Here is a 15065-nt window from a genome sequence, read left to right as displayed (position 1 = left end):
TCTAGGTTGGCAGCATCTTTATGCGCTTAACTTTTTGCTGAATTTTACTTTCCACCATGCTATTCAAAATAACCAGACTAGAAAGATAGAAAGGAATACAGGGGATCTTAAGCCTTACCAGCGTTCCAAAATTTGAAATGGATACACCCACGGAAAATGCGAAAAAGATCGAAAAAATAAAAGAGAACATCAACAAAGGATGTGAAGTAATAAGACTGAAAAAACGAAAAACTCTTAACCGGATAATAAGGTAAACGGTAAAGACAAGAATAAACGTATTTTCAATTGCACAAACACCCATCACAAAATTTCTCACATCGATAAGTGTAGGACGGAAGAGCGTTGCAAAAATCGCTTTATGCGCAACAGAAAGCATGCCGGCTACAGTAGGTTCATAGTCTCCTATATTAAAAGTGTTTCCTCCATAATAACTTTGCTTAAGATCCTGCTGGGCGCCGGAAGCCGTTTTAATAACTTTTTCAAGGGAATAAACGCCCAATGAATCTCCCAGTTGCTCCAGGGTATACAAGGCAATTCCTATACCCAAAGCCAGGAGCGTAGGCGTAATCATAATCCTCACAAAATTATTTTTTATACGTGTTACCCTAAGAGACACAAACCACAGAATTGACCCCGGCAGTAAGGCAAAAAGTATATAGGGCTTAATAGATAATAAAAAATAAACTCCCATAATGAGAGAAACCAGGTATTTAATTCTCCATCTACGCTGTGTGAAAAACCAGTAAAATCCATGTACGTAGAAACAAGTTGCAGAGAACGTTACGCTGTCTTTCATAATTCCGCTTCCCCAAAAAATAACAGAAGGCACGTATAATACAGACCAGGTTAATTGCTTCTCAAGATGGGGAAACTCTCTTACAAACACCAGGAACAACCGCCAGACTCCAAGATAACAAAGCGACGCGATGACAATAGCACTAGCCATATAGCTTTTTCCACAGAGCAAAATAACAGGAACAAAACACTTGGAAACAAAGAACGCATAAGAATCATTTACCCAATACGTAAAATCATAATTCGAATTCATCAGGTAAAACTCCGAAACTAATGGCTCGTCAAAATAGATGTACATAAAGTCATAAGGCCGCTCAAAAAGAAGAGTAATAAGAGCTGAGGCCGTATAGTGATAATTTACAGTGTCGCCACCGGTGTAATAGAAAAAATAAACCAGCCCCAGACAAATTGCACCAAAGATTTTGAGCAACAAACCGCGCATAAAATATTTGTAAATCGGCTCTTTTCTAATGCGTTTTAATGTAAATTTATGAGCGAAATACAGAACAAGAATTAAGTAGAGCGGTGGTAATATAAGGTCAAAAATGTCCATTTTCTCTGATAAATTTAACGAATTAAAGCCATTGCACAAAAACACTCTCTATATCACATTCGACGGACTCAGCGATCCACTTGGGCAATCGCAGATTTTACCGTATTTATGTGGAATTGCCTCTCAAGGTTTTTACATCCATATTCTATCATGCGAAAAAAAGGACAGGCTCGAAAAAGAACAACACACAATCTTATCACTCATAAAAAACTTACCCATTCAATGGGAGTATATTTTATATGATGAAGCTGGAGGAACACTTTCGCGATTAGAGTACGTGCGAAAAATTCGAAGTCTTGCCAGCAAAATAAGCAAGGATAAAAAAATAAGCCTGGTTCATTGCAGAAGTTACCTGGCATCACTTATTGGATTGTCATTACGAAAAAAACACAACATTCCTTTTATCTTCGATATGCGGGGATTTTGGGCCGATGAACGTATCGATGGCGGCATCTGGAAAAAAAACAATTTCATTCAGCGCTTCTTTTATTCCTATTTTAAGAAAAAAGAACAAGAGTTTATAAAGCGTTCCGATGCGATCGTTTCGCTTACCAATGCTGCGGTGGCCGAACTCGGAAAAACTTACAGCAGCGATTTTATTAATAAAAAAACAAGCGTTATTCCTTGTTGTGCAGATATGCAGATCTTCAGCAAAGAACATAAAACAGAAATTTCTTTTCCAAAAACACAAAGTAACGATGTGCTCTTTATTTACACCGGTTCAATTGGCACCTGGTATTACACCAAAGAAATGATCGATTGCATGATTGAATGGAAAAAAAGTATCCCGCATCTAAAATTAGTGATACTTACAAAGGATGCTAAGGAACTTCAAAAAGTTTTGAGTGCTTATTCGGAGGAAGATAAATCGTTTATTTTTTCAACCAGTAGTTCTCATAAGGACGTTCCTGGCTACCTGGCCCTGGCAAAAGCCGCTATTTTTTTTATAAAACCTTCTTATTCTAAGATTGCTTCTTCTCCCACTAAAATGGCTGAATGCTGGGCAATGGATTTACCCATAATTACAAATGCAGGCATTGGCGACAATGATCTGTATTTCAATAAACACAAAGGTGGAATCTTATTAAATGATTTTACAAGCAAGGAATATGCGCGGGCTTGTGAAAATTATTTAAAGCTCGAAAAAACTCCAGGTGTATACCGCAAAATAGCCCTGGATCACTTCGATACAAAAATGGCTGTGCAAAAATACACAAGCATTTATAAAAAACTGACTCACGACGCTTGATTAAAAATATAAATCATATTCGCTATAAAAGGCTTATTTTTTCTGTCAACGAATATTTTTTGACCGACAAGATTGAGAACACCGCGGATATTATTTACTGCATTCAATCCCCGAAAAATTACGCACATGTTTTAAATGAATTTTATACGTTGTTGATAGATCTTTCACAATCTCAAGATCGTATTCGCGAAACGATTTACCACAGAACTGTATCTGAGATTAATTCATTTATCGGCAATCAGAACTTTGAACACAAAGTCATATTTAATCTTCCCGAGAAAGAGCTTAAAAATTTTATGGACCTTTTCGATGCTTTTGCTTCAAAAAAAAACATCCGTTTAGCAGAAAGGTTCCGTTTAAAAGCTTACAACAAAAATGGAATTCTTGCTATTTCTTACATCAAACAGGAAAACAAATTTATTTATATCAATTTTTACAGAGTTACAAAAGAAAGAGCAACTAATCTTAGTTCCTTCCAAACTGACCAGACACCTGGCATAAACTCATCAAACAGCGGGAAAGCACACAGAGCCCTGCATTGGCTCGATATTCTTGAATTTAAGAAACTGGATGTTAAGTTTTATGATTTTGGAGGCTGGTACGAGGGCCAAAGCGACAAAGTACTTTTAAATATCAATGCATTTAAAGAGCAATTCACAAAATTAAAAGTACAAGAGTACACCGGTGTTATTTACAAAAACCTCCTTCTCAAAATAATAGCAACATGCAAAAGATAAAGGATAATAACCTGGAGGTTTACAACTCGAAACAAGTTGTGAATTGGTATAAAAATTTAAACGCTCTCGTTCCGGTAGAAAAGTTTATTTTTGAAAAGCATGGTGAAGTTTTGAAAGAAGGGACTGTGCTCGACATTGGCATTGGAGGCGGAAGAACTACGAGATTTCTTTATCCACTCTGCAAAAAGTACACCGGCATTGATTATTCGGCTAATTTTGTAAAAGAAGTCAATAAGCTTTTCACGATCGAAAGCCTCGTAATGGACGCCAGAGATTTATCAACGTTTAAAGACAGTACTTTTGACTTCGTTAATTTTTCTTTCAATGGCATCGATTATGTGGATGCTGACGGGCGAAAAAAAATACTTAGTGAAGTGTTTAGAGTTTTAAAACCAAAAGGTATTTTCTTTTTCTCCACGCACAACAAAAATCACCCGACATTTAACGTGAAGCCCTGGCTGAATAAATCAAATTCCATCGTTATTAACATTAAAACCTTCTTGAAATTATTACCTTTTCTTGGTAGAAAATTAAAGTCTAAAGAAATTTTTGAAAAAGATTTTGCAATCATCAACGATTCAGCGCACGATTACAGCTTACAGACATTTTACACATCTCCCGCTTATTTAAGAACTCAACTAGACGAAGCAGGGTTTACCGAAATTGAATTTTTTACAAAAAGCGGCGAAAAAAGAGAAAACACTAACCTTGAAGACTGGATTTTTGCAACCGCCATAAAGGATTATTGACCTTTGATTTTATTATGAAAGCCGTTAATGAGCAAAAATAATTCCTCCGCGCTATCCTGGTGAATATTAAATCTGGGAAGATCGTAGTAATAATTTTTATCCTTCTTTAAACGATTCAAATCTACCAGGTCGTTGATCTTTGTAAAGCACATTTTATAGTATTTTTTCACCGTATCTAAAGATAACTCGTTGTGACGAGCGAAAGGAAAAGCGAAAGAGGAGGCTTCTAATTTTAGTTCGCGCTCAATACTCATCTTGGATTCCCGCATCTCATAATCAATAAAAGTTTCATCCGATTCTAAAATAAAACTCGGATGTGTAAGACTGTGCGAGGCAACACTTACAAACTCAGAATCAAGTTTCCTTAATTCATCAAAACTCAACAGTTCTTTTTCAATAATGCGGTTATCCTGTTCGAACTTTTTTTGTAAAGTATCAATAATCACCTGGCGTTCTACCTGACGTAACTGACAAAGATGTTTTGTAATGGTAAGGTTTAAATAAAAGTCATTGAATTTATCGCGAAAATTGATTTTTTGGCCATGTTGAAAAAAGAAATCCCTGATTTCGGAAAACCAGTAGTGTTTCACAAAATAAATAATAGTAGAGGTCCAGATATGCCCGTGATTAGAAAGATTGTATGGCAATACAAAAAGAGTGGAGTGTGCATTATGTCTTTTTAAGATAGGATAAGCATAATCCAGGTAATCTTTGTAACCATCATCAAAGGTTATGAAACAAGCTCTGCTGAAATCGGTTTCCGGCCTGCTATGCAAATAATGCAAAGGCAAAATAGTGTAGTGCTTCTTAAGAAGCAGGATCATCTCTTCAAAGAGTTTGGGATGAATGCCTGGCCAAATGCCATCGTATTCAGGAATGATTTTATGAAAAACCAAAACAGGTATTTGTCCCCGCTTTCTATTTCTGCTAAGTAAATAATTGCCGATCTTAAACCAATAAAGTGTTTTAAATAAAAAGTTCCTGAGCAGTCTCATATTATCGATTCAACTATCTTTTTGAATTCGTCGACACCGGATTGTTGTCGGTAGGATAAAAAGAAGGTTTTGAAAAAAATAAAAGTATTAATTATTCTGAAGCTTTACAAAATTTTATTTATCTTTAATGCTTATGCAAAGCATTATAGTTACAGGCGGAGCGGGCTACATAGGCTCACACACATTAATTGAATTATTGAACAAAACCAATTACCGCGTGGTTTCAGTAGATAATTTTTCAAATTCAAATCCTGATTCGTATAACAAAGTAAAAAGCATAACCAACAGGGGATTTGAATTTATAGATATTGACCTTTGTGACGAAAAAAAGGTTTTTGAAGAGCTTTCAAAAATTCCAGACATCATAGGCATCATACATTTTGCTGCTTTTAAGTCAGTTCCTAATTCGGTTTCCGACCCCTTATCTTATTACCAGAACAATAATTCCTCGTTGATAAACATGCTGAAATTTGCAGCGGAAAAGAAAATTAAAAATTTTATTTTTTCTTCCTCCTGTTCTGTATATGGAAATTCTGATGAATTACCAGTAACGGAAAGCACCCCGATGAAACAAGCGGAAAGTCCCTATGCTCACACAAAACAAATAGGTGAAGAACTCATTACTTTTTTCTGCAAAGCAACTCCCGGATTTAACGCAGTACTTCTTAGATACTTTAATCCTGTAGGTGCACACATTAGCGGTAAAATCGGCGAATTTCCAATAGCAAAACCAAATAATTTAGTTCCTATCATCACACAAACTGCAGTTGGCAAAAACAGTCTGACAGTTTTCGGAGATGATTACGATACCCGGGATGGCTCTTGTATACGCGACTACATTCATGTGAGCGACATTGCAGACGCGCATGTAAAAGCTCTTAACTATCTTGTAGAAGGAAAAAATAAAAACGCTACTTCTTTATTTAATCTGGGCACCGGAAATGGTGTTAGTGTTTTAGAAGCAATTCGTTCGTTTGAAAAAGTTTCTGGTAAAAAATTAGATTATAAAATTGGCCCCAGACGCCCTGGTGACGTTATTTCGGTGTATGCTGACAACACTTATTCCAAAAAAGAGTTAGGATGGCAGCCTGAATTTTCGTTGGATGATATGATGCTAAGCGCGTGGAAATGGCAACAGCATCTCGACTCGTAAGGTTGCCAGAGACTTTACCGAATGTACAGATAAGCTTTAACGTCAGTAAACTCCCTATCTGAGCAATTCTCCTGTAACTATATCCCTAAAAATCTTTACTTTCTAAACTTATCAGACTCGTTTTAAACCAGAGATCAATGCACCTGCACTCCTCTATGTAAATCCACATCATCTGAGGACTTGGACCTTAAACGCCAATCTCCAAATGCGATTTGTATTTGTTGTTGTAATCTTTGATGCTTCGTAAAATAACTTCCTGCGCTTCCTTTGCGCCATAGGTATGAGTAATCTCTACCGCTTTGTTTTCTTGTCCGGGCATATTTTTGTAAGTAAGAAAATAATGTTTTAAACGGTTAATAAGAGTTGCAGGACAGTCTGCCACATCTTTCAGATTACCATAAATTTCATCTTGTTTTAAAACAGCAATAATTTTATCATCTGCTTCGCCCGAATCTAACATTCTAAAACCTCCGATAGGTATAGCTTCGAGAATAATGTCTCCACTTGTAATGTTGCGTTCAGTTAAAACACAAATATCCAAAGGATCTCCATCTCCCCTATCCACTTTCTTTCCCGACATTAGCTCCGCATACGCTCTTACTTCTTCATCACAAAAAGTTTGTGGAACAAACCCATAAAGAGCCGGAACATAGTTCGAAAACTTTTGTGGACGATCTACTTTTCTATAACCCGTTAATTTATCAATTTCATATTTCACCGTGTCAGCCGGAACCATTTCTATATAGGCTGTTACAATCGATGGGCAGTTTTCTCCTATTGGAATTCCATGCCAGGGATGAGGCTTAAATAACTGTACTTTCATTTTTTTATACTGGGTAAATTTACAGCATCAAAGATAAGAGAACATTAAGTATATGTTATCCCAAATTTTTAAAATTCTATACTAAATGCAACAAATACCGCGTTATTGCTTTTACATGTCCCGAAAAACCGTCCGCAAGAATATATTCAGGCTACTGATTGCAATTGTCGTTCTGATGAATGTTGTAGCAGCCTTTCACGCTTACAAATTTACGCACTACGATCCTTCGATTTCCCGCAAGACATCTAAACCAGACCAAATAAGCTTTGCGGAAAAAATAAAAACACTCGCCTTTGGCGTAAACAACCCCCGGCCTGCAAATACATTTTTTCCCTCGCGGTCATTTGAAACAGTTAAGATTCAAAGCAATAAAAACGTGGAAGGTTGGCTAATGAAAACCGACTCCAGCAAAGGCACAATTATTATTTTTCATGGCTACGGAGGAAACAAAAGCTCTATGCTTGATAAAGCTGAAGTGTTTTTAAAGCTTGGTTATAACGCCCTTGTGCTTGATTTTATGGGCTCCGGGGCATCTGAGGGAAATCAAACAACCATCGGGTTTTATGAAGCACTGCAAGTGAAGGAATCTTTCGATTACATAAAACAGCAGGGTGAAAAAAATATTTTCCTGTTCGGAACATCCATGGGAGCAGCAGCAATTATGAAGGCTCAGAAAGACTATTCACTATCTGTTAAAGGCGTATTAGTTGAATGCCCTTTTGGAACGATGCTCAAAACTGTGAAAGCACGTTTTGATATATTAAAAGTGCCCTCTTTCCCGATGGCGCATTTGCTCGTTTTTTGGGGTGGCCTTGAAAATAACTTTAACGCTTTCAGACACAACCCACAAGAGTACGCTAAATACATCTCCTGCCCCACCTTGCTAATGTTCGGAGAGAAAGACATGGATGTCTCCAGAAAAGAAATCGATGAAATCTATAAAAATCTGAAAGGTCCTAAAAAACTTTGTACTTATCCTTTGGCAGGACACGAAAATTATCTTAAAAAATATAAGGTTAAATGGACAGACGATGTTAGCTTATTCATGAAAGAAAGGGATACAACCAACTAAGGATCTCAAAATTAAATTCCCAATTTTTCTTTTAGTTTATAATAGCCCGGACGACTTAAAGGAATTTTTTTACCGGATTTAAGAAGCGCTATGTAAGAGTTTTTTTCAAGTGGCTCGATGCGCGTAAGCTGTTGCAGGTTTATTATGAACGATCGGTGAACTCTGAAGAACTGCAATGGATCTAACACCTGCTCATAATAGTTCATCGTTTTCTTTTTAAGAAAATAAGTGTCTTTTGTAAATATTTTTACGTAATCGTCGTATGCCTCAATGTAGTGAACATCCGTTACGGGCACAATACTTATTTCAGAATTGGTTTTTACGACAATACGATTTTTTTCATCCGCTTGTTTTTCGCTATTCTCTAAAAGATTTTGCATGCCTTTATCCGGAGTTTTTTCGTCTTTACTTTTTGTCAACCATTTTGAAATAGCTGTATTAAAACGCTCTTTGCTAAAAGGCTTTAAAAGGTAATCGACTGCGTTTGCCTCAAATGCTTTGATGGCATACTCGTCGAAAGCTGTTGCAAAAATTACCGGAGGAAGAGTGTCTAACAATTCCAGCATTTCAAAACCATTGATCTTTGGCATTTGTATATCGAGAAAAATCAGGTCTGGCTTATGCTGCAGAATGGCCTTTACTCCTTCATAACCATTATTGCATTCCGAAACTACTTCCACATCCGGATGATTTTGCAAATACTCTACAACAATACTTCGTGCCAGCGGTTCATCATCTATAATTACAATTTTTTTCATTTCGAAATGTTAGTTTAACTGGAGTTGAGGAATTTTTAGCCTGGTAATAAATATACTTTCTTTCTTTTCAGTAGATAAAAGATCATTCCTTCCATATAATAAAAACAATCGGCGCTGGATAGAACTGAGCCCAAATCCTGTGCCACGCGCGGCTGTTTGTGTTTCAGCATCAAAAGGATTTTTAACTTCCACAAATAAATACCCTTGTTCTGAACGACCCGAAACCGTCACAGTAATATCTTCTATGGTGCCGTAAAGCCCGAATTTGATAGCGTTTTCAACAATAGGTTGTAATAATAATGGAGGAATCATATCTCCCAGAACCTCATCCGCTACCTGTTGTTCAACACTTAAACGGTGGCCAAAACGTACCTTTTCAATTTCAAGATATAAATTAAGATGTTGCATTTCTTCCTTTAACGAAACTACTTTCTGCTCATCCTTTTTTAAAGTCCCCCGCAAAAAATCAGAGAGTTGTTGAATCATTTTCCGGGCTTCATCGGGCTTAGATCCTGCAAGAGCACTTATTGAATTTAAACTGTTGAATAAAAAATGGGGCTGTAATTGCTGACGAAGTTTTACCAGTTCAGCGTCTTTCACCAATTGTTCTGCCTCTGTCTTTCTTTGTTCCTGCTCTTTCTGGTCGTTCAAAAGATTGTACATCCAATTTAACAAAGAGATAAAGCTAATAACCATCAGGCCACTTATAAATCTCAATGGCATTGAGCGCTCAAGAAATTCTAAATACGCGATCTCTTTTGGGAGTATCCAGTTTAATGCAAAACTTAAAGCTACACAATAGATTACAGCACCGGTGATGGTATAAATTAACCTATAAACGCGGCTGCTTTTTACAGGCTGGTAAAATCTGAAAAAGCCAACCGAACTATAACTCACCAGCGCTATTAAAGTGCATGAAATAAAGGAGTCTATAAACGACAGGCGCCAGCTGATTTCAAGTCTGTGAAGTACAAGCATCTGGATGACTGTAAAAAAAAGCCCCCAAACGATGCAGCCCAACAGAAGTTTACCGCGAGAATATGGAAATTGTTCTTTCAAAAAGGTTTAGGCAAATGTTAGGTTTTTTGCCTGAATCTCCATAGACTTTTGACGAATAAATTTTATAAAAGATCCAGTGTCTTTAATCTTGTGCGAATTGGAATAAATTTGTTCGCCATCTTTCACTTCCTGCAAAGGATATACTTCTGAAACGTCTATAAACTGCCAGCTTACGAGCTGATTGTCAGAATTCATAAATGTTTCTTCTTCTTTCTTTCCAATAACCCGGGCTTTATAAAAAGCACTTTCGATGTTTTGAGATTCAATAATTCTGATTTGTTCGTCGAATTGCGATTCATCGTTGCCATTATCGATGTTAATGTTGAACATGAGTTTTGCCAGATATTTTTCCATGATTCTATAGTTTGTACAGGAGTTGCCGATATTTACCGGGATCCCGTGGGTTAATTTATATTTTAAAAACTTCTTATATCCACACCACCGAAAACAGTTGTACCGGTGAGTAGTAATACCTTTTTTAGATCTTTATCCAGATGCGGTTGGGCAGATCGGCGATCCTCAACGTTTCCAAGAATTGTTACCATTTCAGACCTAATTTCCCAATTGCTGGGTACAATAATCTTTGTACCGCCAAAAACCTGTGTCACTTCCAAATTCGCCGTTCCTTCGAAATCGGCCTGGCTCAGGTTAAGCTCAGAGCCACCGAACACATTGACCACTTCACCACCCTTAAAATTTTTGGAAACAATCATTCTTTTTGCTCCTGCCATGATACAAACTGATTCGATAAAATCTTCCTTATTTGGCTCTTCTTTTTTATTAAACTCTTCCTGTAGATTATGATTCTTTCTGAAATGTCTATTCTGGTATTTGCGCCATTGGTTTCTGCAATGTTCGGCTCGCTTTTTACGTGGCTTGAACATAATGGCTAATCCGAAAAGAATAATGATAATTGGCCAAAGCAAAGGTTTTATTTTCATATCCGGATATATATCGGTAAGCAAGAACACACCACCCACTCCCACTAATAGAAGCCAACCCGGATTTAAAAATTTGTGTTTTACCGCTGTTAACAGTCCCAGTGCAATGAGAAGCATTTTCCATGACAACACCCAAAAAGGTATTTCAACACCCAGCTCGCGCGCCAGGAATAAAGAGCCAATAGCCACAATTAACAAGCCTCCCATAATCTTTCCGCGACGATTGATCTTCTCCATCTCCTGAAAAGTGTTTTCGTCTAAATCACCCTCCACTGTCCGTTTGTTTAAGTCTTCCATTACTAATTTTTTTGTAAAATTACATCCGGATTTCCTGCTCCACAATAGGCTTTAGGCCAGATTTAAACAGATGGCGGTGGATGGTATCCTCAAGTCGGTGAACGGTAATTTATATTTTTAATCTATGAAAAAAATCGATTTTTACTTACTTTTACGTTTGTTTCCTTGAAAGCCCGGCACCACATATTTTTAACCCTACTTGCTGGGTTTACCTTGTCTTTTTTTTCTCAAACCTCACCTTTTCGCGAAAATGGAAAATGGGGTATCTGGCAACCTTCTAACGACGGCGATAACAGGATCATTATTAAACCTGTGTATGATACTATTTTTAATTTTGATTCTACAGCTCAGGTTTGTCTCGCCTGTTTTAAAACTAAAACAGCTTCTGCTAATAAATTTATTAAGGTTACCACCACCACCTACGCTTGCAATTACCTGAATAAGAAAAATGAAAGACTGATTATCCGAAACACCGCTAAGGATACTTTTAGCGTATTCGCCCTCAATAAAAATGTTGTAAAAGCCTACAACGACAATCGCCAGTATTTTACAGTGACCATGAAAGGCAAAAAAAACCTGGTGTACAAAAATTTCCAGCAACTCACATTTAAGGGTTATCATGAAATTGGATTTGCTGCAGACAAAAAATTCTACCAGACATCTATAATCAACGAAGGAGATATTGTGCTTGCGGGATTAATGAACGAGCGCGAAGAAGAAATTATTCCGCATCGCTATTCTATTATCAAAATGAATACGAATGACTCGTTACTGGTAGCTTGCAGCGCCGGTGTTCGCTTTAACGCAGAGGACGAGGTTTTTGATTATACCGGTAAAAAAATTATCGGCACATTTCGGCACATTGATATGGCAACCAGGAATTTTTTAATTCATAAAATATTTGAACCCAAAGAATATTACGTGCTTTATAATATTAAAACTAAGGAAGAAAAAACCATTCATGCAGAGGAAATAAAATTTTATGATCACGATATTATATTAGTTCATCAAAAAAATGATTGGTATTCTTACGACCTCAACACCAATATTAAAACAAAAATACAACCATGAGCATTAAAATTGCCATCAATGGCTTTGGCCGAATAGGTAGAGTGTTCCTGCGTAACTGCATCAACAATCCCGCAATAGAAATTGTTGCCATCAACGACATTACAGATACTGCTACCTTAGCGCATTTGTTAAAATACGATTCGGTACACCGCGCTTTTCCGGGAGAAATAAAAACAGAAGGAAATGTGATGATTGTAAATGGCAAGCGCATTCAGATAGTCTCCAAAAAAAATCCGGAAGAACTTCCCTGGAAAGAATTAGGCATCGACATTGTAATTGAAAGTACCGGGCATTTCTTAGACAAAGCAAGTGCTGGAGGCCATCTAAAAGCAGGAGCAAAAAAAGTAATTCTTTCTGCTCCACCAAAAGACGATGACATTAAAACTGTAGTGTTAGGTGTTAACGATTCTATTTTGAGTGATGATGATGTGATTATCTCTAATGCAAGTTGTACCACCAACTCTGCAGCTCCCATGCTTAAAGTGCTGGAGCAATTTGGCATTGAACAAGCTTACATAACCACTGTCCACTCTTACACCAGCGATCAACGCATACACGATGCGCCGCATAAAGATTTACGAAGAGCAAGAGCTGCAGCTCTAAGCATTATTCCCACCTCAACGGGAGCAGCAAAAGCAATCACAAAAATATTTCCTCACTTCGAAGGTAAAATTGGTGGCTGCGGTATCCGCGTCCCGGTGCCTGATGGCTCTTTAACAGACATTACCTGTCATTTAAAAAACACGCCTACAGTTGAAGAAATTAATCAAGCTTTTAAAGCTGCGTCTCAAGGCGATTTAAAAGGTATTTTAGAATATACAGAAGATCCCATAGTAGGGATCGATGTAATCGGTAACCCGCACAGCGTTGTCTACGATTCTGAATTTACAAGTGTTGTGGGCGACCTCGTAAAAATAATCGGTTGGTACGATAACGAATGGGGATATAGTAATCGCCTGGTTGATTTGGCACTTCGCATGGGAAAATAATTATCTGGCAATGATTAGCTTTTTATAAGCTTTAATGCCATGTTGTTCGAATTCCACAAAGTAGCTCCCACTTACAACTGCTGTTAGATCTATTTTTACAGAAGATTTGAATTGCCCTTCCAAAACTTCCTTACCGCTTATTGCGAAAATCTTATAAGCGACTTGTGTATTAGAATTACTTACCAGAGTGACTTCATTTACAGTGGGATTTGGAAAAAAAGAAACGTTTATCTCAATTGCATTTTCTTTCGAAAGTCCTACTGCATTAGCATCCACCAAGACGCTTAAATTTCCTGAACTAAGCAAAGTTTTATTGCCTGAAGAATTTATTTTCTGCACATCTGACAAAGAAAAGTTGATAACTGAATTCTCTGCAATGCCCGATTTTACTTTAAAATAGAGTTCAGCGATGGCGCCATTGCCATTTACGTTAGTGCCGTTGGCGCGGACACTTGTGCCATACATCTTGCCATTGCCAAAAAACTTTTTCCTGAATTGAACATTCTGTCCGTTGCTATTTAAGAAAGAGGGCAGATAAGTAAGATAAAGTGAATCTGTTTCAATCATGGATGCATCGTAATTGAGAGTGAAAGCAAGACCAAGAATTTGAGAAATAGAATTTGTATTATCGCCAAGACTAATGGTTGCTTTATTCCAGGCGCCTCTGCTAACTACAGGATTAGCGGAAATAGAAAGGTCTGGATTATTACCAGCTGATAAAGTTGATTTAAAGGCGTGAGGAAGTAAAAAATTAGTGAAGATGGCAAGTGTATCATTCAAATCAATTAACCCATTACCGTCACAATCTGCATGACTACGATTTTTACCCGTGCTAATTGTTCCTGTCCAGTTGTTAGCAAATTGACTAGTATAGGCATTTCCTCCTGGTGATCTCGCTGGGCCCGTTGAGCTCATAGCCAAACCAATTTCAAAGACGTCCACATTATCCACAATTCCATCGCTATTTGCATCGCCGGGCCACACATCTGTGCAGGTTGTATTTACGGTAACGGCAACACTTCCAGTACTCGGACAACCATTTATGTCGTTTCCTGAAACTGAATAGGCAACATTTGTTGCTGGAATAACGTTTATAGTGGAACTTGTAGCGCCTGTGTTCCAAAGGTGGTTTGTTCCGGTTGAAGTGTAAGTAACACTTGATCCAGAACAAACAGTAGTGTTACCTGAAACTAGCAGAGGTGTAGGATTCAAGGTAGAGCAAGCAATGGAGAACCTGTAGGATGCATCGCAAAGATTAGCATTATCTCGAATTATTGCTTCGTAAATCCCACAAGTTGCAATTGTATAAGTTGATTGAGTTGAAAGGACATTGTTAGGAAAAACAGTGGAGCATGCCGGACAAATGAAAGTGTAAGATATCGGCCCTCCCGGTATAGGAAAGGTTGACCCGTTAATAAAATTAACTGTAATTTGTGAAGAGGTGCAAAGCAAAGAAAAATTGCCTGCGCTTAAATTAAAAGAGGGTTTTTGGAAAACGTCCCATACCGCGACTGTTTCCGTAACAATGCAATTGCTTGAGTTATCTGTAAATTCTACTGTATAAATTTCTGCTGCGTTAAGGTAAACAACCGAGGTTGCAGTCCCTAAACTGGCAATTGGTATGTTCCCAGGACCAATCCAACGCGAACTAATATTTGCAGAGTAATTTGAGGTTGCAGAAATTGTGTTACCTCCTTGACAATTGGTGAGTGTAAATGATGAAGGAACAGTAATCGTCGGGCATTGCGAATACGCAATGGAAGTTAGAAATATTGCGACTAAAATGGAGATTTTATTTTTCATGGGTAAAGAATTAATTAAAGA

At 37.5% G+C, this 15065-nt stretch carries 15 protein-coding genes; 7 read left to right on the top strand and 8 right to left on the bottom strand.

From position 1 onward, the window contains the following. Position 1 precedes the first annotated feature (1 nt). The gene (locus CNR22_12510; protein ID PBQ32557.1) at positions 2-1348 is read right to left on the bottom strand and encodes a hypothetical protein; all 1347 of its coding nucleotides are present in this window, start codon (positions 1346-1348) and stop codon (positions 2-4) included. On the opposite strand from CNR22_12510, the gene CNR22_12505 reads away from it, so the two are divergent. Genes CNR22_12505 through CNR22_12495 form a run of 3 tightly spaced genes read left to right on the top strand, consistent with a single transcriptional unit; the run spans position 1341 to position 4083 of the window. After that, complete coding sequence (locus CNR22_12505) at positions 1341-2597, top strand: hypothetical protein (GenBank protein PBQ32556.1); 1257 nt, start codon at positions 1341-1343, stop codon at positions 2595-2597. The genes CNR22_12510 and CNR22_12505 overlap by 8 nt on opposite strands. After that, on the top strand, positions 2594-3334 hold the full coding sequence (locus CNR22_12500; protein PBQ32555.1) for a hypothetical protein: 741 nt from the start codon (positions 2594-2596) through the stop codon (positions 3332-3334). The genes CNR22_12505 and CNR22_12500 overlap by 4 nt, the downstream gene beginning before the upstream one ends. Further along, complete coding sequence (locus CNR22_12495; protein ID PBQ32554.1) at positions 3322-4083, top strand: hypothetical protein; 762 nt, start codon at positions 3322-3324, stop codon at positions 4081-4083. The genes CNR22_12500 and CNR22_12495 overlap by 13 nt, the downstream gene beginning before the upstream one ends. Here the strand turns inward: CNR22_12495 and CNR22_12490 are convergent. Further along, positions 4077-5078 carry a hypothetical protein gene (locus tag CNR22_12490; protein ID PBQ32553.1) on the bottom strand — a complete coding sequence of 334 codons (1002 nt, stop codon included), beginning with the start codon at positions 5076-5078 and terminating at the stop codon, positions 4077-4079. The genes CNR22_12495 and CNR22_12490 overlap by 7 nt on opposite strands. Before the next feature lie 133 nt (positions 5079-5211). Between CNR22_12490 and galE the strand changes: the two genes are divergently transcribed. After that, positions 5212-6231 carry a UDP-glucose 4-epimerase GalE gene (gene galE, locus CNR22_12485; GenBank protein ID PBQ34893.1) on the top strand — a complete coding sequence of 340 codons (1020 nt, stop codon included), beginning with the start codon at positions 5212-5214 and terminating at the stop codon, positions 6229-6231. Between the two features lie 187 nt (positions 6232-6418). Here the strand turns inward: galE and CNR22_12480 are convergent, their stop codons facing one another. Further along, positions 6419-7054 carry an inorganic pyrophosphatase gene (locus CNR22_12480; protein ID PBQ32552.1) on the bottom strand — a complete coding sequence of 212 codons (636 nt, stop codon included), beginning with the start codon at positions 7052-7054 and terminating at the stop codon, positions 6419-6421. A 115-nt stretch (positions 7055-7169) separates the two neighbouring features. Between CNR22_12480 and CNR22_12475 the strand changes: the two genes are divergently transcribed. Then, positions 7170-8126 (top strand): alpha/beta hydrolase, encoded by a 957-nt coding sequence (locus CNR22_12475; GenBank protein ID PBQ32551.1) that lies wholly within the window; start codon positions 7170-7172, stop codon positions 8124-8126. Between the two features lie 11 nt (positions 8127-8137). On the opposite strand, the gene CNR22_12470 is transcribed toward CNR22_12475, so the two are convergent. The 4 genes from CNR22_12470 to CNR22_12455 form a co-directional block, all read right to left on the bottom strand. After that, a complete protein-coding gene (locus CNR22_12470; GenBank protein PBQ32550.1) occupies positions 8138-8884 on the bottom strand; it encodes a DNA-binding response regulator in 747 nt (248 codons plus the stop codon). A gap of 9 nt (positions 8885-8893) precedes the next feature. Next, positions 8894-9862, bottom strand: a complete 969-nt coding sequence (locus CNR22_12465) for a sensor histidine kinase (GenBank protein ID PBQ34892.1) — start codon at positions 9860-9862, stop codon at positions 8894-8896. Positions 9863-9949: 87 nt separating this feature from the next. Next, on the bottom strand, positions 9950-10297 hold the full coding sequence (locus CNR22_12460; protein ID PBQ32549.1) for a hypothetical protein: 348 nt from the start codon (positions 10295-10297) through the stop codon (positions 9950-9952). A gap of 62 nt (positions 10298-10359) precedes the next feature. Beyond that, positions 10360-11181 (bottom strand): hypothetical protein, encoded by an 822-nt coding sequence (locus CNR22_12455; protein PBQ32548.1) that lies wholly within the window; start codon positions 11179-11181, stop codon positions 10360-10362. 165 nt (positions 11182-11346) lie between these two features. Between CNR22_12455 and CNR22_12450 the strand changes: the two genes are divergently transcribed. Together CNR22_12450 and gap are read left to right on the top strand one after the other, a co-directional pair. After that, positions 11347-12252: a hypothetical protein gene (locus CNR22_12450; GenBank protein PBQ32547.1), complete on the top strand. Its 906-nt coding sequence runs from the start codon at positions 11347-11349 to the stop codon at positions 12250-12252. Then, on the top strand, positions 12249-13241 hold the full coding sequence (gene gap / locus CNR22_12445; protein ID PBQ32546.1) for a type I glyceraldehyde-3-phosphate dehydrogenase: 993 nt from the start codon (positions 12249-12251) through the stop codon (positions 13239-13241). The genes CNR22_12450 and gap overlap by 4 nt, the downstream gene beginning before the upstream one ends. On the opposite strand, the gene CNR22_12440 is transcribed toward gap, so the two are convergent. Then, positions 13242-15044, bottom strand: coding sequence for a hypothetical protein (locus tag CNR22_12440; protein PBQ32545.1), 1803 nt, complete (start codon positions 15042-15044; stop codon positions 13242-13244). It lies immediately after the preceding gene. Positions 15045-15065 lie beyond the last annotated feature (21 nt).

The sequence above is a fragment of the Sphingobacteriaceae bacterium genome, assembly GCA_002319075.1.
Classification (GTDB): domain Bacteria; phylum Bacteroidota; class Bacteroidia; order B-17B0; family Aurantibacillaceae; genus Aurantibacillus.
The sequence above is the reverse complement of the archived record's forward strand: the minus strand, read 5'-3'. Positions and strand labels throughout refer to the sequence as shown.

Coding starts and splice junctions, on each gene's coding strand:
- CNR22_12465 (PBQ34892.1), bottom strand. CDS start 9,862: ATGCTTGTACTTCACAGACTTGAAATCAGCTGGCGCCTGTCGTTTATA.
- galE (PBQ34893.1), top strand. CDS start 5,212: ATGCAAAGCATTATAGTTACAGGCGGAGCGGGCTACATAGGCTCACAC.
- gap (PBQ32546.1), top strand. CDS start 12,249: ATGAGCATTAAAATTGCCATCAATGGCTTTGGCCGAATAGGTAGAGTG.
- CNR22_12440 (PBQ32545.1), bottom strand. CDS start 15,044: ATGAAAAATAAAATCTCCATTTTAGTCGCAATATTTCTAACTTCCATT.
- CNR22_12505 (PBQ32556.1), top strand. CDS start 1,341: ATGTCCATTTTCTCTGATAAATTTAACGAATTAAAGCCATTGCACAAA.
- CNR22_12455 (PBQ32548.1), bottom strand. CDS start 11,181: ATGGAAGACTTAAACAAACGGACAGTGGAGGGTGATTTAGACGAAAAC.
- CNR22_12510 (PBQ32557.1), bottom strand. CDS start 1,348: ATGGACATTTTTGACCTTATATTACCACCGCTCTACTTAATTCTTGTT.
- CNR22_12475 (PBQ32551.1), top strand. CDS start 7,170: ATGTCCCGAAAAACCGTCCGCAAGAATATATTCAGGCTACTGATTGCA.
- CNR22_12490 (PBQ32553.1), bottom strand. CDS start 5,078: ATGAGACTGCTCAGGAACTTTTTATTTAAAACACTTTATTGGTTTAAG.
- CNR22_12495 (PBQ32554.1), top strand. CDS start 3,322: ATGCAAAAGATAAAGGATAATAACCTGGAGGTTTACAACTCGAAACAA.
- CNR22_12470 (PBQ32550.1), bottom strand. CDS start 8,884: ATGAAAAAAATTGTAATTATAGATGATGAACCGCTGGCACGAAGTATT.
- CNR22_12480 (PBQ32552.1), bottom strand. CDS start 7,054: ATGAAAGTACAGTTATTTAAGCCTCATCCCTGGCATGGAATTCCAATA.
- CNR22_12460 (PBQ32549.1), bottom strand. CDS start 10,297: ATGGAAAAATATCTGGCAAAACTCATGTTCAACATTAACATCGATAAT.